The 19788-nt window shown below is 36.7% G+C and carries 17 protein-coding genes; 6 read left to right on the top strand and 11 right to left on the bottom strand.

The annotated features are described in order from the left end of the window. Positions 1 to 21 precede the first annotated feature (21 nt). Together H033_RS0101575 and pyk are read left to right on the top strand one after the other, a co-directional pair. Complete coding sequence (locus H033_RS0101575; protein ID WP_026836765.1) at positions 22 to 507, top strand: IPExxxVDY family protein; 486 nt, start codon at positions 22 to 24, stop codon at positions 505 to 507. Further along, positions 507 to 1937 carry a pyruvate kinase gene (gene pyk / locus H033_RS0101570; RefSeq protein ID WP_026836764.1) on the top strand — a complete coding sequence of 477 codons (1431 nt, stop codon included), beginning with the start codon at positions 507 to 509 and terminating at the stop codon, positions 1935 to 1937. The genes H033_RS0101575 and pyk overlap by 1 nt, the downstream gene beginning before the upstream one ends. Before the next feature lie 81 nt (positions 1938 to 2018). Here pyk and dinB read toward each other — a convergent pair whose 3' ends face one another. Further along, a complete protein-coding gene (gene dinB, locus H033_RS0101565) occupies positions 2019 to 3119 on the bottom strand; it encodes a DNA polymerase IV (RefSeq protein WP_034885999.1) in 1101 nt (366 codons plus the stop codon). A gap of 373 nt (positions 3120 to 3492) precedes the next feature. On the opposite strand from dinB, the gene H033_RS0101560 reads away from it, so the two are divergent. Together H033_RS0101560 and H033_RS0101555 are read left to right on the top strand one after the other, a co-directional pair. Then, entirely contained in the window at positions 3493 to 4149 is a 657-nt protein-coding gene (locus tag H033_RS0101560) for an NAD(P)H-binding protein (protein ID WP_034885998.1), read from the top strand. 12 nt (positions 4150 to 4161) lie between these two features. Further along, complete coding sequence (locus H033_RS0101555) at positions 4162 to 4635, top strand: CYTH domain-containing protein (RefSeq protein WP_026836761.1); 474 nt, start codon at positions 4162 to 4164, stop codon at positions 4633 to 4635. Between the two features lie 133 nt (positions 4636 to 4768). Here H033_RS0101555 and H033_RS0101550 read toward each other — a convergent pair whose 3' ends face one another. The 6 genes from H033_RS0101550 to H033_RS0101525 form a co-directional block, all read right to left on the bottom strand. Beyond that, on the bottom strand, positions 4769 to 6175 hold the full coding sequence (locus tag H033_RS0101550) for an efflux transporter outer membrane subunit (RefSeq protein ID WP_026836760.1): 1407 nt from the start codon (positions 6173 to 6175) through the stop codon (positions 4769 to 4771). 22 nt (positions 6176 to 6197) lie between these two features. Beyond that, positions 6198 to 9341, bottom strand: a complete 3144-nt coding sequence (locus H033_RS0101545; protein WP_026836759.1) for an efflux RND transporter permease subunit — start codon at positions 9339 to 9341, stop codon at positions 6198 to 6200. 21 nt (positions 9342 to 9362) lie between these two features. Further along, positions 9363 to 10487 (bottom strand): efflux RND transporter periplasmic adaptor subunit, encoded by a 1125-nt coding sequence (locus H033_RS0101540; RefSeq protein ID WP_026836758.1) that lies wholly within the window; start codon positions 10485 to 10487, stop codon positions 9363 to 9365. Between the two features lie 37 nt (positions 10488 to 10524). Next, the gene (locus H033_RS0101535; protein ID WP_026836757.1) at positions 10525 to 11013 is read right to left on the bottom strand and encodes a GbsR/MarR family transcriptional regulator; all 489 of its coding nucleotides are present in this window, start codon (positions 11011 to 11013) and stop codon (positions 10525 to 10527) included. Positions 11014 to 11103: 90 nt separating this feature from the next. Then, positions 11104 to 11937 (bottom strand): phospholipase A, encoded by an 834-nt coding sequence (locus H033_RS0101530; protein WP_026836756.1) that lies wholly within the window; start codon positions 11935 to 11937, stop codon positions 11104 to 11106. Between the two features lie 157 nt (positions 11938 to 12094). After that, complete coding sequence (locus H033_RS0101525; RefSeq protein WP_026836755.1) at positions 12095 to 13198, bottom strand: isoaspartyl peptidase/L-asparaginase family protein; 1104 nt, start codon at positions 13196 to 13198, stop codon at positions 12095 to 12097. Between the two features lie 399 nt (positions 13199 to 13597). Between H033_RS0101525 and H033_RS0101520 the strand changes: the two genes are divergently transcribed. Both H033_RS0101520 and H033_RS0101515 read left to right on the top strand, forming a co-directional pair. Beyond that, entirely contained in the window at positions 13598 to 14134 is a 537-nt protein-coding gene (locus tag H033_RS0101520; protein ID WP_026836754.1) for a 3-hydroxyanthranilate 3,4-dioxygenase, read from the top strand. 88 nt (positions 14135 to 14222) lie between these two features. After that, positions 14223 to 15776: an aldehyde dehydrogenase family protein gene (locus H033_RS0101515; protein ID WP_026836753.1), complete on the top strand. Its 1554-nt coding sequence runs from the start codon at positions 14223 to 14225 to the stop codon at positions 15774 to 15776. Positions 15777 to 16184: 408 nt separating this feature from the next. Here H033_RS0101515 and H033_RS0101510 read toward each other — a convergent pair whose 3' ends face one another. From H033_RS0101510 to H033_RS0101495, 4 genes are read right to left on the bottom strand one after another with little or no spacing between them, the layout of a single operon-like run. Then, positions 16185 to 16898 carry a 3'-5' exonuclease gene (locus H033_RS0101510; protein WP_026836752.1) on the bottom strand — a complete coding sequence of 238 codons (714 nt, stop codon included), beginning with the start codon at positions 16896 to 16898 and terminating at the stop codon, positions 16185 to 16187. Beyond that, positions 16888 to 18051, bottom strand: a complete 1164-nt coding sequence (locus tag H033_RS0101505) for a serine hydrolase domain-containing protein (RefSeq protein WP_026836751.1) — start codon at positions 18049 to 18051, stop codon at positions 16888 to 16890. Before H033_RS0101505 ends, H033_RS0101510 begins: the two co-directional genes overlap by 11 nt. A 39-nt stretch (positions 18052 to 18090) precedes the next feature. Beyond that, positions 18091 to 18561 carry a methylated-DNA--[protein]-cysteine S-methyltransferase gene (locus H033_RS0101500; RefSeq protein ID WP_026836750.1) on the bottom strand — a complete coding sequence of 157 codons (471 nt, stop codon included), beginning with the start codon at positions 18559 to 18561 and terminating at the stop codon, positions 18091 to 18093. Then, positions 18545 to 19645 carry a CNNM domain-containing protein gene (locus H033_RS0101495; protein ID WP_026836749.1) on the bottom strand — a complete coding sequence of 367 codons (1101 nt, stop codon included), beginning with the start codon at positions 19643 to 19645 and terminating at the stop codon, positions 18545 to 18547. The genes H033_RS0101500 and H033_RS0101495 overlap by 17 nt, the downstream gene beginning before the upstream one ends. Positions 19646 to 19788 lie beyond the last annotated feature (143 nt).

The raw sequence follows: 19788 nt of genomic DNA, 5'->3' as shown, positions 1-19788 counted from the left end.
TTAACATTAAAGATTAAGAGTATGTTATCCCACAAATTACTTTTGGATGATGTAGAGGATGATTATCATTTATTGGCCATCCATAGTTCTTTAGAGGAATTTAAAATGGCTTTTTTATTGAATATGAACCTGCAATTAAGCCTTAAACGTACTCCTTTCGACGTGGATTTTAATCACGGGGAGGTGCAGGCATTGTATCCGCTCTATTTTTTTAGAGAACCTACAAAATACCGTACGTATTATTTGTTCAAGAACAAGTATAAAGGATCTGTAAAAAAAGTGGTTAGTTCGGGGTCGTTATTTGTAGAAGAAGAAAATTCTACTCAACTCACGCATTTAATTCCAGAGTATAAAAAGGTAGATTATTTTCTAAAAATAGAAGATGATCTAGGGGAAGAGCTTATTCAGGATCTCTTGAATGCCATTAGCAGGATTCCAAGAGTTATAACAACATATATAGTTGATGTAAATCAGCTAAAATCAAGAAATAATTTAATTGTAGATTAATGCCAGCAAATAAAAGAACAAAAATTGTAGCCACATTAGGACCAGCAACTAGCGAAAAATCTGTGTTGAAAGATATGCTAGAAGCAGGGGTAAATGTGTTTAGAGTTAATTTTTCGCACGCAGATTATGAAGATGTGAAGGAGCGAATTAAAATGATTCGGGAGCTTAATGAAGAATTTGGATATACCGCAGCAATACTTGCCGACCTCCAGGGCCCTAAATTAAGGGTGGGAAAAATGAAGGAAGAAGTGGTTGTTAACCCAGGAGACCAAATCATTTTTGCCACAGGAAAAGAATTTAAAGGAACTGCATCTCGAGTTTATATGAACTACGAACAGTTTCCAAGAGATGTGCAACCTGGAGAACGAGTTTTATTGGATGATGGGAAGTTGATGTTTGAAATTATAAGCACTAACAAAACCGATGAAGTAGTTGCAAAAGTAATTCAGGGAGGTCCTTTAAAATCCAGAAAAGGGGTGAATCTTCCTAATACAAAGATCTCTTTACCGGCACTTACAACTAAGGATATAAAAGATGCGATTTTTGCCTGTGAACTAGAAGTAGATTGGATCGCGCTTTCTTTTGTGAGACATGCAGAAGACCTTATGGAATTACAGGAATTGATCAAAAAGCACAGTGATCATAAAATTCCAATTATTGCTAAGATCGAAAAGCCTGAGGGCGTAGAGAACATAGATAAAATAGTTGCATACTGCGACGGGCTAATGGTAGCACGTGGAGATCTTGGTGTAGAGATCCCTGCTCAAGAAGTTCCGCTTATCCAGAAACAATTGGTGCTAATTGCCAAAAAAGCAAGAATTCCCGTTATCATTGCTACTCAAATGATGGAAACCATGATCACAAGCCTTACTCCAACAAGAGCAGAGGTAAATGATGTGGCAAATTCTGTGATGGATGGTGCAGATGCGGTAATGTTAAGTGGGGAAACCTCTGTTGGAAAATATCCGGTACAGGTGATTGAGAAAATGACACAGATCATTAAGAGTGTAGAAAACTCACCGCTTATTAAGGTGCCACACGATCCTCCACATGTTAGAACTAACAGGTATATCACAAAATCTGTGTGTTTTCATGCAGCGATAATGGCTAACGAAATAAAAGCAAAAGCAATATGTACCTTAACAAATAGTGGATATACTGCATTTCAAATTTCGGCTTGGCGTCCTGAATCAACGATTTTGGTGTTTACTTCTAACCATAGAATATTATCTCAGTTAAGTTTACTGTGGGGAGTAAAAGCTTTCTTCTATGATAAGTTTTCAAGCACAGATGAGACCATCGAGGATATTAATAAAATAGCAAGTGACAATGGTTATGCAGAAGTTGGAGATTTTATAATAAATCTGGCCGCTATGCCAATTGCCGATAAAGGAATGGTAAATACCCTACGTGTTTCTGAAATAAAATAACACCTAGATTAAAATAAAAAAGCCACGAATACACTAATGTTTTATTAGTGTATTCGTGGCTTTTTAGTGAAAAACACTTAATTAGAAATCAAACTTTAGTTGTACCGCTATTTCTTTCTCTTTTACGTGAGTTTCCTTTTTTCCTGTGTTTAAATTGGAAAGTGTAATTCCCAAGAGTCGAACAGAATTTTTCATTTTTTCCTGAAACAATAATTCCTTTGCTGTGTCTAAAATAACAGCTTTTGAACCTATATAATAAGGCAGGGTCTTGCTTCTAGTTTGTAAAGTAAAATCGCTATATTTTATCTTTAAAGTGACGGTCTTACCGGCAACTTTACTCTTCTTAAGTCGGCGTTCAATTTCTTCCGCTATATTCTCTAAACGCTCCATCATAAAGATCTCTGAAGCGATATTTTCATTAAAAGTCCTTTCGGCACCAAGGGATTTCCTAATTCTATCTGTTTTTACCTCACTGGTATGAATCCCTCGAACTACATTGTAATAATATCTTCCGCTCTTTCCAAAATTCTCTGTGAGGAACTCTTCAGATTTTTCTTTTAATTGAATCCCCTTGAAGATCCCTAAAAGGTACATTTTTTCGGCAGTTACTTTTCCAACACCATAGAATTTCCTGATCTGCAATTGCTCCAAAAAGGCTTCTACCTCTTCTGGGTTTACTGTTTTTTGTCCGTTTGGCTTGTTAATGTCACTTGCAACCTTCGCAATAAACTTATTTATGGAAATTCCTGCCGAAGCATTTAAACCAGTCTTTTCCTTTATTTTCTCCCTGATTTCTTTGGCGATCATAGATGCACTAGGAATCCCTTTTTTGTTCTCAGTAACATCTAAATAAGCTTCATCTAAAGACAGTGGTTCAACAAGATCTGTATATTCTAAAAAGATCTCTCTTATTTGACTTGAGACTTCTTTGTATCGTTCAAATCTGGGTTTTACAAAGATTAACTCTGGGCAATTTCGCTTTGCGATCACACTGCTCATGGCGCTTTTTACACCAAATTTACGAGCTTCGTAGCTAGCAGCAGAAACCACACCTCTTTCTGAACTCCCACCAACAGCAACTGGTTTATTCCGTAGATCGGGATCATCCAATTGCTCTACAGATGCGTAAAATGCATCCATATCTATATGAATTATCTTTCTTATTGGGAATTGGGTTTTCACATCGTAAATTTAGTGAAACTTGAATTAGCCTAATACTAAGTAACCTTATTAACTAATGTTTTTGACTAGGTTATAATCCGCTATCTTTGGATAGTCAATAAATTTTAATATAAAACCAAAAAGCTTAGGCTTAGGTCACTTATTAGATGCTGAAACAAGTTACCATTGACGTATTTTCAAAGTTACTCTGAATAAGAGACCCTGAAACTCCCGAAGTATCGGGACAGGGTGACGGTATTGTTTTAACTGCCGTCATGCTGAACTCGTTTCAGCATCTTTCATACATCAATTTCCTCGGCTGGATAATTTTTTTATCACGGGTCTCAGCATGGGGAATTATTGGAATTGTTAACAAATCAAAGAAATTGATATTATGAAAACAGCGATACTATTAGGGGCAACGGGGTTAACAGGAGGTTACTTATTAAAAATTTTACTGAATGATCCTAATTACAAAAAAGTGAAGGTGTTCTCCAGATCTAGTGTTGGGTTTGAGCATGAAAAACTGGAAGAGCATTTAGTAGATCTACTCAAGGTAGAGGATTATAAAGACAGTTTCAATGCAGACGAAGTCTACTGCTGTATTGGTACAACTAAAAGTCAAACCCCAGACAAGGAAACCTATAAAAAAATTGACATGGGAATTCCGGTTACCGCTGCTAAACTTTGTAGAGAGAATAAAATAGATACTTTCTTGGTGATCTCTGCACTTGGGGCCGATGCCAATAGCGGTGTTTTTTACAATAAAGTGAAAGGGGAGATGCAGCATGAAGTACTGGAACAAGGAATTACGAACACCTATATTTTTCAGCCTTCATTAATTGCTGGAGATAGAGAAGAAGAAAGATTTTTCGAAAAACTAGCTATTAAAGGAATGAAGGTTTTCAATAACCTACTGGTTGGTTCCCTAAAAAAATATAGATCTATTCATCCTAAAACTATCGCAAAAGCAATGCATATTTGCGCAAATTCTGGCTATCCTAAGATATTGATCGAATCTGATGAAATTCAGAAATTAGCTTCAGAATAACTCTCGAAATTTATGATAGAAATAGAACGAAAATTTTTAGTGACTTCAGATAAATATAAAACTGAAGCATTTAAAAGTTCAGAAATAAAACAAGGCTATTTAAACTCGCACCCGGAAAGAACCACCAGAATCCGGATTCAGGATAAAAAAGCGTTTATAACTATTAAGGGGAAGTCTTCTGAAAGTGGTTTATCAAGGTTTGAATGGGAAAAGGAGATTCCGGTAGAGGAAGCTTTGGAGCTTTTAAAACTTTGTGAGCCAGGCGCTATTGAAAAAGTGCGCTATTTAGTGAAATCTAAAGAATTCACTTTCGAAATAGATGAATTTTCTGGAAGTAATCAAGGGCTAGTTATAGCAGAAATTGAATTGCTTTCTGAGGAGGACATTTTTGAAAAACCTAATTGGTTAGGCGAGGAAGTAACAGGGAATAACAACTATTATAACTCTCAACTTTGCATCAATCCCTACAAGAACTGGACAAAATAGAAATGCAGCCTTGGTGGACAGCCAAAGGCGGAAAATTCCCTCATTGAGGATTTAATTCCCCCGAGGTTCTAGATTAAAACATCCCAGAAGCTTTAAAACTTTCGGGATGCTTCAACTAACAACTAATAAATTTTTATCTCCACCCACCACCTAGGGCTCTATAAAGATCCACCACAGATTTCAACTGATTGAATCTGGCATTAACAAGATCTAACTGAGAGCTCAAGGCATTCTCTCTAGCCGTCAATACTTCCAGATAATTAGCGTAACCATTTTTAAGTAATTCTTCAGAATATACGGTAGCATCAGAATATGCTTGAAACTCCATAGATTTTGCTTCTATCTTATCTGTACTTGCTTTATAATTATACAAGGCATCAGAAACCTCTTTTCCTGCAATTAATAGTGATTTTTCAAAATTAAGAGCCGCCTGTTCTTTTTGAGATTGTGCTACTTCAAATTGGGTTCTGATCTTTCTTCCGTTAAGAATTGGCTGGGTTAAAGAACCAATAAGAGTTGCAAAAAGAGAATTCACACTAAAAAGTTCATCGATATCTAAACTTTGAAATCCACCGGAAGCAGTTAAACTTAAAGAAGGATAGAAATTACTTCTCGCCACATTTGTAAGCTCAAAGGCATTTACCAAATTATACTCTGCAGCAATAAGATCTGGTCTATTTTTCAATAATTGCATTGGAACACCAACTTCAAGATCTGCGGTGATCTCCTGTTCATTAAGATTTCCTCTTTGAATATTTTGAGGCGCTTCGCCAAGAAGAATAGAAAGTGAATTCTCTAACAATCTAATTTCATTGTTGATATCTATCAAAATAGCTTTTGCAGTGTAAACTTGAGCTTCAGTTTGCTTCACTCCAACTTCAGTCAAATTACCAGCTTCCTTTAAAGCCTGAGTGGTTTCTAAACCTTTTTTCCTTGTCTCTATTGTAGTTTCTGTGATCCTCTTTTGTTCATCTAAAGCCAATAATTGATAATAACTAGTGGCAATATTGGCAATTAACCTGGTCTTTATTGCTTGATGTGCCGCAACACTTTGAAGATAGGAAGCCTCAAATGCTCGTTTATTACTTCTTATTTTTCCCCAGATATCTGCCTCCCAGGAAAGGTTTCCGGTTGCTTCATATTGGGTAATACTTCCATCGAAAAAAGAGCCAAACTGACTGTTTTTAGACAGGATTTGATGATTTAAACTTGTCCCCAATCCTAAAGTTGGAAGGTATCCGGCTTTTCCCTGCTTTACATAAGCCTCTGCGGATAATATTTGCTGAATAGCAATACGCACATCCAAGTTATTCTGAAGTCCTTTCTCTATGTAAGAATCCAAGACAGGATCTTTAAACATTTCTCTCCAAGAAACCTCAGCCATATTCAGGCTATCTTGAGGTAACTCATCTGTTCTATATAGATTTTCCTGGGGAACAACGTTCTCTGGCCGCTTGTATTCTTTAGCTACAAAACAAGATTGTAAGCTTAGGGCAAGCATCACAAGAATTAAGAATTTTGATTTATATAAGATTTTCATTGTATTAAATTTCTTGTTCAGATTATTCACTCTCTATTGTATCTGGCTCCGGTTTTTTACCAACTTTTTCCTGTAACCATTGGAAAAACATAAATAAAATTGGAATAACAAACACCCCGGTTATAGTTCCTATCAATAGTCCACCAACAGCACCTGTACCAATAGAACGGTTACCTTGCGCTCCAACACCGTTGGCTAAAACCAAGGGCGTCAAACCAAGAATGAAGGCAAAAGAAGTCATTAAAATAGGTCTCAAACGTGCTTTTGCACCATCTATAGCAGCATCTACAATAGATTCTCCATTCTTTCTCCGCTGTATAGCAAACTCCACGATTAGAATGGCATTTTTGGCAAGTAGTCCTATCAGCATTATTAAAGCGATCTGGAAATATATATTATTCTCCAAACCAGTAAGCTTTGTAGTGAGATATGCTCCAAAAACCCCTAGTGGTAATGAGAAAAGAACCGAAAGTGGCAATAAATAACTTTCATATTGAGCAGCTAGTAAGAAATATACAAATATGATTGAGAGAATAAAGATCGTTGTGGTTTGATTTCCCGCACTAACTTCTTCACGCGTTAATCCAGAGTATGCAGTACTATAATTGCTAGGTAATGTTTTAGCCACTTCCTCTATTGCAGCAATTGCATCTCCAGAGCTATATCCTGGATTTACAGCTCCAGTAAGGGTTGTAGAGTTGAACAAGTTAAACCTTGTAACAGATTGCGGACCATATACCCGTTTTAGAGTCATAAACTCGGTGATTGGTGCCATTTCACCGCTTTCAGTTCTAACATATAGCTCATTAAGTGCATCTTTGGTAGCTCTATCTTCTGGTAAAGACTGAATGTATACGCGGTATTGTTTACCAAACCTCGAAAAGTCTGAAGCATAAACTCCACCAATATATCCTTGTAGCGTAGAGAAAATACTGCTAATTGGAACTCCGAACTTCTTAGCTACCGGAACATTTAATTCTATCTCGTATTGAGGATAGTGGGTGTTGAAGGAAGATTGCGCATATTGTATTTCTGGTCTTGAAGTTAATTTTTGCATGAATTCCTGATTCACTTTATCTAATTCTTCAAAACTAGATCCAGATCTATCTAATAAGTTCACCGTAAAACCAGAGGAGTTACCAAACCCGGGAATACTTGGAGGTGAGAAGAATATAACGTTCGCTTCAGGTATAGTAGCTGCAATCCCGAATAATTTTTCGGTTACGGCTTCGATAGACTGGCTATCATCTTCACGCTCATCCCAATCATTCAACTTTATAAACCCAAGACCATAATTACTACCAGCTCCACTAATCAAACTTCTACCGTTAATAACAGATGCTCCTTTAACTTCGGGAAGTTGAGAGATCTTTTCGTAAAGTTTTTGATTCACCTCATCGGTTCTATCAAGAGATGCGCCCGCAGGAAGCTCTACGTTCATAAATATAATTCCCCGATCTTCGTCTGGTACAAATCCAGTTGGGGTTGTAGAAGAAGCCCACCAGATCCCTCCAACAGCAATTAGGAGAATTACGGGAGTGATCCATTTATGTTTGAATAAGAAGCCTAATGATTGTCCATATCTGTGGATGGTAGCATTAAATCCGCGGTTAAATCCAGTATAAAAGCGTTGAAGAAAGTTCTTTTTCTCTTTTCCTTTTTGCTTTTTTTCGTGTGGTTTTAATAACAAAGCACAAAGAGCAGGACTTAAGGTTAAAGCGTTTATTGCTGAAATTATAATGGCTATAATGAGAGTTACTCCAAATTGCTCGTAGAAAACTCCAGTTGGTCCTTTAATAAAAGTAACCGGAATAAATACAGCTGCCATTACTAAGGTAATAGAAATAATAGCTCCAGATATATCATCCATAGCATTAACGGTAGCCTTTTTAACATCATTGGCACCTTCATCAATTTTAGCGTGAACGGCCTCCACCACCACAATGGCATCATCTACCACAATACCAATGGCTAATACTAAAGCAAAAAGGGTAAGAAGGTTAATGGAATATCCAAAGAGGTTCAAGAAAAAGAATGTTCCAATAATAGATACAGGAACTGCAATGGCAGGAATAAGAGTAGATCTAAAATCCTGAAGGAATATGAACACTACAAGAAATACAAGTAAGAACGCTTCCATTAAAGTGGTTACTACTTTTTCTATAGAGGCATTCAAGAAGTTATTGGTATCGTAAGGAATAAAAATTTCTATTCCATCTGGAAGATCTTTTTCTATAAGTTCCAGTTGTTCTTTAATCGTAATAATAATTTCTTGTGCATTAGATCCTTTTGTTTGGAAGATTCCCATGTTTACTGCAGGATATCCATTAGTAGTAGAACCACCATCATAAGATTGTGCATCTAGTTCAATTTCAGCAACATCTTTCAGTCTTAAAAACTGTCCGTCTCCTAAAGCTTTAATTACAATGTTACTATATTGATCTTCTGTCTTAAATCTTCCGCTATATGTAATAGTGTAAGAAAATGTTTCTCCGTTATTTTCACCTAAGGAACCCGCTGCAGCTTCTAAACTTTGTTCTCTTAGCGCTGCGGTGATATCTGAGGGCATAAGATTATAAGCTTTCAATTTTTCTGGCTGTAACCAAATTCTCATCGCGTAATCTTTCCCTCCAAATACGGACACATTACCAACTCCATTCACCCTCTGGATCTCTGGAATCACATTTATTTTAAGGTAATTCTGAATAAAAGTGTCATCGTAATCTGTATTGGTGCTAAAAAATGAAAGATACATCAACGCACTGGTTTGCTGCTTCTGTGTGGTTACCCCGGTTTGTTTTACCTCTGCCGGTAATAATGGATTGGCTCTTGCTACACGGTTCTGTACGTTTACCGCGGCAATATCTGGATCTACATTTTGGTCAAAATATACAGTGATAGAAGCAGTACCATTATTGGTGGCAGTAGAGGTTATATAGGTCATTCCCTCCACCCCATTAATTTGCTCTTCTATAGGTACAATTACACTTTCCAGAATAGTTTCTGCACTGGCGCCCGGGTAAGCAGTACTTACCGTAATAGTTGGAGGTGCAATATCAGGGTATTGAGTAATAGGCAGATTTGTTAACCCTAGGATTCCTAGTATTACAATAATAATGGAAACTACCGTTGAGAGAACTGGACGTTCAATAAATTTTTTAATCATGATATTTTCTTTCTTCTCTGGTTAGTTAAATACTTTCTCCAGGGGTTTTGCAACAGAATCAAATGCAACCGGTTGCGGACTTATTCTTGTGCCACTTCTTAATTTATCTGTTCCTTTTGCAACCACACTATCTCCTTGTTCTACTCCAGATTCAATAACATAAAGATTGTCAACTTTAGCCTTTACCTTAACAATAGAAGAAACTACAGAATCATTATTCTGTAATTTAAACACCAGTGTATTTCCTTGTTGCTCGTAAGTGGATTCTTGTGAAATAACTAAAACATCTTTGTATATTTTTGGAATTTGCAGTATAGCACTATTGCCGTTGGTTAATAATCTTGAAGGATTATCGAAAATAGCTCTAAAGGAAATAGACCCTGTATTGGGATTGATCACAGAGTTGATGGTTTGTATCTTTCCTTCTTGATCATAAAGACTTCCATTAGCAAGTTTCAATCGTACTGCCGGAATATTATCTATTTTATCTTGAATAGTAGTTCCCTCTGCATCTTGAATAAAATCTAAATAATCTGATTCATTCATAGAGAAATAGGCGTATACTTTATTAATGTCTGAAACGGTGGTTAGTGGATCTTGATCTGAAGCGCTAATTAAAGCTCCTTCCCTTTTACGTATAGCACCTACATAACCGTCTACCGGGCTTTTTATATTTGCATATCCAATATTTGCCAGGATGCTATTATAACCACTTTGTGCTTGTTGAAGTTTTGCTGTAGCAGTTTCTAATTGAACAGAACTTATAATGTTCTTTTCTACCAGAGGCTTCAGTTTATCCACCTCAACTTGTGCGGCATTTACATTGGCCTTAGCAGCAGCAGCATCTTGAGATAAAGATTGAGTTTCTAGTTTAAATAATATCTGTCCTGCTTTTACTTGTTCACCTTCATCTACCAAGACTTTAGTGATATAACCTGAAACTTTTGCTCTTATCTCACTATTCACAATGCCTTCTATACTTGCAGGGTAAGTAGTAAATCCAGTAACTGTTTTTGTGGGCACTTCATAAACAGGATAGGGCTTTGGTTGTGCAGCCTGAGCAGCATTCTGATCTTTTCCTTCTCCGCAGGAGGCAAGAGATATTAGTCCTATGGATACAATTAATGATTTTATAATATTCTTCATGATGTCTTTATTTGATAGGCGTAATAGGATGATTAGATTATAATTCTGCGATATTTTTCTTCAACTTGTTAACAGCATTGCTTACTTCTTCCAGAAATAAAAGATAGTTTTCATGAAAATGAAGTTCAAACTCCTCAGCGTCTATAGTGTTTTGGCTATTGGCTTCTTTTTTATATTCAATAATATCTGAGTGGATATCATACTGCATATTCCACTTCGCCAGCATTTCATTCATAACTTGAAGAAGTCTATTTGGAGTAACATTGAAATAGCGTTTTCTATCTCCCGGTTTGGTAAAATAGCTTACTCTGCCAGATGCTTGCAGCGTATTTAAATGTGTACAGATAGTGCTTTTGCTGGCATTAAGATCTTTCACTAAGTTTTCGAAAGTAATACCACCTTTTCCAGTAAGAATAAGAGTTGAGAAAATTCTAGCTTCCAGGGGAGCCATATTGTCTTCATTCTCAATAAAAACGCCTAATCTTTCTACCAGCTTATTCTTCCTTTCTATTAATTCCTTTTGCATTTCTAAAATTTGAAATGCAAAATTAGTATTAGTTCGGTAAAATCCGAACTAATTAAAAACTAAGATTTTGTTAAATAATTTAGGGGAATATTATCTAGTCTTTAAAATATCTAAATCTGAAGATTTAATTACATACCCAAGTCTCACCATACTGGTATATTTATTATAATCTATAAGACTTTCTGCATACCCGGCAAACCATTCCAACATAAGGTATTGGTTCCCGGAATTATTAAATAGTTTGTAGTAGATTCTTGAGCTTACAGATCCTTTCCAATCTTTTAAGCCCTTTCTCACAGTAACACTGGCAATTAAGCGGTTTGCAAGAATTGTTTGTTCAACCTTAACTTCTCCTAAGCCTATATAATCTAGTAAATCTGGGTGATTTTCGGTGTAAGCAAAAGGTAGCCAAGCTTTGGCGCTCAAAATGGTGCGCCTTCCTAATGGGGTGTGGAATATTCCCGTAATTCTGTTCCAACTTCTACTATCTAAACTATCTCTTCCGTTGGATTGATGTTCAAATTTTAATTCTGCAAGTCCAAAAATATTACCTTCTTTATTGAAAACGGGTTTTCCTAAACCTATTCCTGGATTAAAGTTGATCTCTTCAAAAGGGCTGGATTTACTGTAGACACTCCAAAATGCGCTTTGAGAGTAGGTTACAAATAAATACGAGTTAAGAGGTAAAGTAGTTCTAGTGATCAATTGTTTGAAACTGATGTGATATTTTATATCGGAATTAACCTTAGTTACCGATTTATTGGTAGGAACTCCAGTAATAAAAAAGTTATCCTGATAAGAAGAAAATGATGGCATTTCTTGAATGGTATCATAAACTTGTTCTCTCGTTAAACGCTGACCAAATGTTGAGGTTTGGTTAAGAAATGCTGTAAGAATAAAGCAAGAAAAAAGTATTCTTTTCATAAATAGAATCTTGATGCAATAAATGCACGAAATTTTAAGTCGGCAAAGGTACTTTTAACTTTCCAAGTAAACTATAAACTCCCAATTCTTGTTAGTTAATTATAACAAAATCTAAGCTCCAAGTAATTGGAGCTTAGATTTTTATATAGATTTGTGCTTACTCGTTTACTTCTTCAAGATTCTCGTTTTCTTTATAAATGCCTATCGTTAAATCTCCTTTTTTATTCATTGCAGCTCGATACATTCCCGCAGAATTAAATTCCATCGCAATATTCCCTTTATTATCTATGGCAATAATTCCACCTTCGCCACCTAGCTCAGTTAATTTTCCTTGGATCACCTTTCTGGCTGCTTCTTTTAGGCTCATCTTTTTGTATTCCATCATGGCTGAGATATCGTAGGCTACAACTCCTCTCATAAAATATTCTCCCCAACCAGTTCCAGAAACAGCACAAGTAGCGTTATTTGCATAGGTACCCGCACCAATAATTGGCACATCTCCAATTCTATTCCATTTTTTGTTGGTCATCCCTCCGGTGGAAGTTCCTGCGGCGATATTACCGTTTTTGTCTAAAGCGACGCAACCCACCGTTCCAAACTTGGATTCTTTGATGTATGGATCGTAAAAAGCAGTTCTGTTATCTGTGCTGTCTGCTTTCATTTTTTCAGCTTCTTTTACTTTTTGAAGCGATTGAAATCTGTTTTCTGTATAGAAATAGGAAGGATCTACTATTTCCAATCCGCGTTCTTGTGCAAACTGTTCGGCTCCTTTTCCGGAAAGAAGCACATGTGGTGAATTCTCCATTACCTGAAACGCAAGATTAATTGGGTTTTTTACAGTGGTTACACCTGCTACAGCTCCAGCATTCAGGGTTTCCCCATCCATAATGGCGGCGTCCATTTCATTGGTTTCCTGATTGGTGAAAACTGCTCCTTTCCCTGCGTTAAAAAGCGGTGAATTTTCCATGATATTAATTGTGCGTTGAATGGCATCTATAGAAGTCCCTCCATTTGCAAGAATTTCGTGACCTGCTCTTACTGCCTCTTCTAAAACAGCTATATAGGCGGTTTCCAAAGAATCGGACATGTTTTCTTTTAAAATAGTTCCTGCGCCCCCGTGAATCGCGATCCCAAAATTATCGGCTTCTACTTTGTCTGAAGTGGTTTTTTTCTGAGGTTTATCTATTGGTTTTCTTTCTTCGGAAGCATTGTTACACGCTAAACAAAGCGTAATAGAGAGAAGTAGTAGTAATCTTTTCATAAATTTTGGGTGTTGAGATGTTTGAAATAAAAGTACTAAAATTATAAACAGTTTTGAAGTTGGTTTGTTTTAATTCCTCATTGTAGGGTTTAATTCCCCCGAGGCCTGCCCGAAAAGAATTTCATTCAGGCGGGCTTGCCTCGAATTTTTAAAAGTATTTTTCTCCCGAACCATCGGGTAATCTCGTGGGTTTGCCCCGAGGTTCTTGATTCATATGATTGTGTCTTTTGCATGAGCGATAGTAGTGAAAAGCCCGGAGCACCGATCGTGATCGGGGCGAGGACTTGTAACAAATAGCGCGTTTCGCGGTAGCGAACATGCCCAAAACATTTAGATAAGCTTCACAACTATCTGTGTGAGAATGATTAATTTTAAACAACATTTATAAAATGAGAGACTATGCCAATAAATAAGCCTTTTAATCTTACGAAATGGGTGGAACAAAATAGAGATTTGTTAAAGCCGCCGGTGGGAAATAAAAATTTATATAAAGAAAGTGACGATTATATAGTAATGATAGTGGCAGGGCCAAATGCTAGAAAGGATTATCATTATAATGAAACAGAAGAATTGTTCTTTCAGTTAGAAGGGAATATCGAAATTCATGTTCAAGATGATGGCAAGAAGGAGATTATGAAGCTGGGACCTGGAGATATGTATTTACATCCCGGGAAAATACCTCATTCCCCTGTTCGGGAAGCGGGATCTATAGGCCTTGTCGTAGAGCGGAAGCGTTTGGGTGAAGAAGGAGATGATGGCTTGCTTTGGTTTTGCGATAATTGCAACCATAAACTTTATGAAGTGTATTTCCCATTGCATGATATAGAAACCGATTTCCTAGGTCATTTTAAGCATTTTTATGGCAGCAAGGAATTGCGAACTTGTGATAACTGTGGGACTGTGATGCCTGTAGACGAGCGGTTTATTAATTCTTAGAGAATGAAAGTAGATTAGGGACGGGTTTCCTTTTATATTTATTATTTTCGCAACTACTAGTTATAATTAAAGATAAAAACACGATTAAATGAGTGATATAGCAGAAAAGTTTGGCATTAAACAGGCCTTGAAAGACCTAGGGATTAAAGATATTAATGAAGGAACTTCTACCGGAGCAGAATTTTTTGGAAGTGGTGAAATTATTGAATCATATTCGCCTGTAGATGGTTCGTTGATAGGGAAAGTGAAGACTACCTCTAAAGAAGATTATGAGAAAGTGATGAATGCTGCTACCGAAGGTTTCAAAAGCTGGAAAACAATGCCTGCACCATTACGTGGAGAAATAGTTAGAAAATTCAATGAAGAGTTACGCCGTTTGAAAGAACCACTAGGAAAATTGGTTTCTTATGAAATGGGTAAATCTTACCAAGAAGGTTTAGGAGAGGTTCAAGAAATGATAGATATCTGCGATTTCGCGGTTGGATTATCTAGACAATTGCACGGACTTACCATGCATTCTGAGCGACCTGGACATAGAATGTACGAACAATACCACCCACTTGGAGTAGTAGGAATTATTTCTGCTTTTAATTTCCCCGTGGCTGTTTGGTCTTGGAATACAGCTTTGGCTTGGGTTTGTGGAGATGCTTGTGTTTGGAAAGGATCTGAAAAAACACCAATTACTTCTGTAGCTTGTCAAAAAATAGCTGCAAGAGTATTTGAAGAAAACAATGTGCCTGCTGGAATTTCTTGTCTCGTGACTGGAGATTATAAAGTAGGAGAAATGATGACTACAGATAATCGTATTCCGCTTATTTCTGCAACTGGATCTACCAGAATGGGTAGGATCGTTGCTTCTAAGGTAGCGGAACGTCTTGGAAATTCTTTATTGGAATTAGGTGGTAACAATGCAATTATTGTAACTCCAGATGCCGATATTAAAATGACCGTTATTGGTGCTGTATTTGGTGCCGTGGGAACTGCAGGTCAACGTTGTACTTCTACAAGAAGACTTATAATTCACGAATCTATTTACGATAAAGTAAAAGATGCTGTTGTTGCCGCTTACAAGCAATTAAGCATTGGAAACCCTTTAGATGAAAATAACCACATGGGACCACTTATAGATAAAGATGCGGTGAAAAATTACCAAAATGCTTTGGCTAAAGTTGTTGAAGAAGGAGGAAACATCATTGTTGAAGGTGGGGTTTTAGAAGGTGAAGGTTTCGAAAGTGGTTGTTATGTGAAACCAGCAATTGCTGAAGCTAAGAACTCTTACGAGATCGTTCAGCATGAAACTTTTGCTCCTGTATTATACATGATGAAATATTCTGGAAATATTGAAGATGCAATGGAATTACAGAATGGAGTGAAGCAGGGTCTTTCTTCTGCGATTATGACCAATAACTTAAGAGAGGCAGAACACTTCTTGTCTGTTAACGGATCTGATTGTGGAATTGCCAATGTAAATATTGGAACCAGCGGAGCAGAAATTGGAGGCGCTTTTGGTGGTGAGAAAGAAACTGGTGGTGGACGTGAGTCTGGATCTGATGCTTGGAAAGTGTATATGAGAAGACAAACAAATACTATTAATTATACAACAGAATTGCCATTATCGCAAGGAATTAAGTTCGATTTATAGTAATTTAGAATAGAGATCTAAGATTTTAGATATTAGAAAAAACCACCTTGAAAAAGGTGGTTTTTTTGTTTATAATAGTTGGAATAGTCTTTCAAATAAGGCTTTAATTGTCTTTGTTGAAAACAGCTTTTTTAAATCTTCAGACTTGGAAAGGCTACCATTGACGTATTTTCAAATTTACTCCGAATATGAGACCCTGAAACTCCCGAAGTATCGGGACAGGGTGACGATACTGGTTTTAACTTCCGTCATGCTGAACTCGTTTCAGCATCTTTCATACGTCAATTTACTCCGCTAGACAATTTTTTATCACGGGTCTCAGGATGTCATTTGAAGTTTCCAAACTGAGCATATCGAAGTCTAACATGATTAAAATGTAACACAATAAAAAGCCTGTTGAAGTCTTATTTAAACTGAAATGATTTCAGATTCTTCTAAAAGTTCCTCTTGTCTAAATTTTAAAATAATCTGTGCAATTGCTACCACATCCTTCTCGCAATAAACTGCGATCCTGTTAATATTTCGCTCTTCATAAAACACACCTCTAACTTCAGAGCCATCTATGTCGTCTTTAGGTGATGGAATACCAAGCACATTGGTAAGTAGTTTAAGAGAAGTATAATGTTTATAGTCTCCAAACTTCCATAATTCCAAGGTGTCTAAATGCGGCACTTCCCAAGGTTTCTTTCCGAAGAGATTCAGTTTAGGTGGAAGGGAAAGGCCATGTACAAGCATTCTTCTGGCAATGAAAGGAAAATCGAATTCCTTGCCATTATGGGCACATAAAAGATGATGATCTTTATAAAAGTGTGTACTTAATAAGTTGGAAAAATCTTTCAGAATTTTTTCTTCCTCTCCTTTAAATGTTGTTAATCTAAAAGTTCTGGAATCTTCTTTGCTTTTGAAAAACCCTACCGAGATACATGCTATTTTACCAAACTCGGCCCAGATTCCTGCGCGCACATAATATTCTTCTGCCGTAAATTCTTCTTTTCGCTGATACTTGGATTTCTCTTCCCACAGCTGTTGTTTTATAGGGGAGAGCTCCTGGAAAGTTCGGGTCTCGGGAACTGTTTCTATATCCAGAAAAAGGATGTGTTCTATTGATATTTTATGAAGCATTTTTCAACATTTTATAGGTTTCATCTATATAAATAAAGAAATCTTTCGAGTGATTTTCACCTTCTTTTCTTCGTATTAGATCATGTCCTAACCTCACTATAATAAGGTCATCTTCAGGGATCACAATTACATATTGACCTAATATTCCGCGCATGTAAAAAATATCTTTGTCTTTGTAATCATTTAACCAAAAGCCATATCCATATTGCGGAGAATCTTTAAATCTTGCATTGGTTGCCTTTTTCACAAAATCTGGATCCAGTAATTGTTGTCCATTCCACTTTCCGTTGTCTTTAAATAGTTTGCCAAAATGGGCGAAATCCCGGGCATTGGAAGCAATACAGCAATAAGCTTTTTCCATTCCATTTTCTTCGCTGTCCAATTGCCAAAGGGCATCATACTCCATTCCCATTGGTTTCCAAAAACTCTCGCTCAGGTAATTGGAGAGATTCTTTCCAGTGGCCTTTTCTATTACAATCCCCAATAAAATGGTGTTCCCGCTTAAATATTCAAAGGAAATTCCAGGTTCTTCTACTACTTTTAGATTCAAGGCTTCTTTTCTAATATCATCGCCAAAATAAGCTCTGGCAGTTTGAGAAAAGGGATTAAAATAATCTTCATCCCAGTCTAATCCAGAGGACATAGATGCCAGATCGCCCACGGTTAGTTTTGACTCCAATCCTTTATTGAATTCTGGAAAGAAATCCCCTACCGGTTGGTTTAGATCCTTGATATATCCATCCTTGATGGCCTTCCCGAGTAGAGCAACAGTTATAGATTTTGCCATAGAAAATGAGTTGGTTTTTGAAAGCAACTCGTAATCTTCTGCATAATCTTCATACCAAATACTGTCGTTTTTAATTATAAGAAAAGCGACAGTCCCTAACTCATTGTTGAGATCTGTTAGTTTATCAGTTGGTTTAGTTTCATTGTAGTTCCTATGAGTTGGCCATGGAGAGGTCACAGAAGAATCTGCTTCAATTACACGATTTTCAAATTCGGGATAGTCATCTATATAAGCGGTATTATGACCTTTTAAATAGATAACTTGAATTCCTTTTAGGATATAATCATAATTGAACAAATATAATAGAATCACTACTAAGAGTATAGTAGCTAAAAACGCGCCGATAATTTTCAAGAATAACCTCATAGTTACTAAAAATAGGGCTTTTTATCTTAAGAGTGAATTTTAAAATAGTTCTTGTTGCAAAGGAGGGTTTTCAAAGTCTAACAACCATTTTTTTCTCCAAAGTCCACCCGCATAACCGGTTAAAGAACCATCACTTCTAATCACCCGGTGGCAAGGAGTGACTATCCACAATGGGTTTTTCCCATTTGCTGAAGCCACAGCACGAATGGCTTTTACATCCCCCAACTCTTTAGAAAGTTGTAAATACGAGCATGTTTCTCCAAATGGAATTTTGTTTAATGCTTCCCAGACTTTTTTTTGAAACGGTGTTCCTTTTGGGTTTAACTTAAAGTCAAAATGCTGAAGCTGCCCATTAAAATAAGCCTTAAGTTGATCAACTGCAGGAATTATAAATCCAGGAATATTAACGCTTATTTCTCTTTCTTCATCTACGATCCTAATTTCTGAAACTCCATTTTCATCACCAGTTATATCACAGATCCCCAGTGGAGTTTTAAGACTTACCGTCATTGTTAGCCGATTTTATTTCCGAATCATTTTGCTGAATAAGTCCAAGTTTTTTAGCTCGCTTTTCCCAGTTTTGTCGAGCCATAAGTTGCATATCTTCTATGTTATCATTTTCATCCATGATCTCAAGGCCTAAGAGGGTTTCAATGATGTCTTCCATTGTTACCAATCCGATGGTGTTTCCATATTGATCGGCTACTATTGAAATATGAGCTTTTCTTTTAATAAAAATCTCGAAAAGCTCTGGAATTGGGGTGTTGGGATTGGTAATGAAAACATCCCTTGTTAAAATACTTAAAGGTTCCGGGCCTCTTTCGTCTATCATTTCCTCAAGAATATCATCTTTAAGCACGAAACCCGTAATATTATTGGGCTTGCCTTTATAAACTGGGATTCTGGAAAATTTTAAATTTTTATTCGCGCGGTGAAAATCTTCAATGCTGGTAGACTCATCTTCTATGGTGGCGACAGAAAATGGCGTCATTACATCTTTTGCCTCGACCGATTTGAACACAAGCAGATTTTTGATAACAGTAGTTTCTTTTTCTTCAAAAAAGCCTTCTTCTTCCGCTGCATCGGTAATTGCCATAAACTCCTCCCTACTCATGGTACTTACGTGTGCCGATTTCCCAATTAGTTTGGTGGTAAGCATCATCAACCAAAGAATCCCTGTGTATTTCAATGGAAATAATAAGATTTTTAAACATATAACAGTAAATTTTCCAAGCGATTGCCAGTACGTTGCTCCAATAGTTTTTGGAACTATTTCAGAAAGAATTAATATTGCCAGGGTCATAACAGCTGATACGATTCCTACTGAATTTCCTCCGCCTCCAAAAACCTTCTCCGCCTGCACTCCTACAAGAATTGCTCCCACAGTATGGGCAACCGTGTTTAAAGTTAAAATGGCGATGAGAGGTTTATCTATATCGTTCTTGAAATGTGTTAAAGTGGTTGCATAGGCTTTTCCTTCCTTTTTTTTAATACGGATAAAAGTAGGAGTTATGCTAAGTAAAACCGCTTCCAGAATAGAGCATAAAAATGAAAAAAAAATGGCAAGAGTAGCATAAAGAATAAGTAAGCCCATTGTTGCATTTAGTTTTAGGATACTAAAATAAGGATTCTTTACTACATTTTTCCTAAAGTATTGGTAAAGCCGTTTAGTTCGTCATTGAGGGTTTAATCCCCGTCCCGATAAGCATCGGGATACTTCTGAATTTTAAAACTGTA

The sequence above is a fragment of the Gillisia sp. JM1 genome (genome assembly GCF_000424645.1).
Taxonomy (GTDB): domain Bacteria; phylum Bacteroidota; class Bacteroidia; order Flavobacteriales; family Flavobacteriaceae; genus Gillisia.
This window is presented reverse-complemented; position numbering and strand designations above follow the sequence as displayed.

Bases quoted from the DNA above. Each gene is read 5' to 3' on its own strand.
- H033_RS0101575 (WP_026836765.1), top strand. From the start codon at position 22: ATGTTATCCCACAAATTACTTTTGGATGATGTAGAGGATGATTATCAT.
- pyk (WP_026836764.1), top strand. From the start codon at position 507: ATGCCAGCAAATAAAAGAACAAAAATTGTAGCCACATTAGGACCAGCA.
- H033_RS0101560 (WP_034885998.1), top strand. From the start codon at position 3,493: ATGAAAACAGCGATACTATTAGGGGCAACGGGGTTAACAGGAGGTTAC.
- H033_RS0101555 (WP_026836761.1), top strand. From the start codon at position 4,162: ATGATAGAAATAGAACGAAAATTTTTAGTGACTTCAGATAAATATAAA.
- H033_RS0101550 (WP_026836760.1), bottom strand. From the start codon at position 6,175: ATGAAAATCTTATATAAATCAAAATTCTTAATTCTTGTGATGCTTGCC.
- H033_RS0101545 (WP_026836759.1), bottom strand. From the start codon at position 9,341: ATGATTAAAAAATTTATTGAACGTCCAGTTCTCTCAACGGTAGTTTCC.
- H033_RS0101540 (WP_026836758.1), bottom strand. From the start codon at position 10,487: ATGAAGAATATTATAAAATCATTAATTGTATCCATAGGACTAATATCT.
- H033_RS0101535 (WP_026836757.1), bottom strand. From the start codon at position 11,013: ATGCAAAAGGAATTAATAGAAAGGAAGAATAAGCTGGTAGAAAGATTA.
- H033_RS0101530 (WP_026836756.1), bottom strand. From the start codon at position 11,937: ATGAAAAGAATACTTTTTTCTTGCTTTATTCTTACAGCATTTCTTAAC.
- H033_RS0101525 (WP_026836755.1), bottom strand. From the start codon at position 13,198: ATGAAAAGATTACTACTACTTCTCTCTATTACGCTTTGTTTAGCGTGT.
- H033_RS0101520 (WP_026836754.1), top strand. From the start codon at position 13,598: ATGCCAATAAATAAGCCTTTTAATCTTACGAAATGGGTGGAACAAAAT.
- H033_RS0101515 (WP_026836753.1), top strand. From the start codon at position 14,223: ATGAGTGATATAGCAGAAAAGTTTGGCATTAAACAGGCCTTGAAAGAC.
- H033_RS0101510 (WP_026836752.1), bottom strand. From the start codon at position 16,898: ATGCTTCATAAAATATCAATAGAACACATCCTTTTTCTGGATATAGAA.
- H033_RS0101505 (WP_026836751.1), bottom strand. From the start codon at position 18,051: ATGAGGTTATTCTTGAAAATTATCGGCGCGTTTTTAGCTACTATACTC.
- H033_RS0101500 (WP_026836750.1), bottom strand. From the start codon at position 18,561: ATGACGGTAAGTCTTAAAACTCCACTGGGGATCTGTGATATAACTGGT.
- H033_RS0101495 (WP_026836749.1), bottom strand. From the start codon at position 19,645: ATGGGCTTACTTATTCTTTATGCTACTCTTGCCATTTTTTTTTCATTT.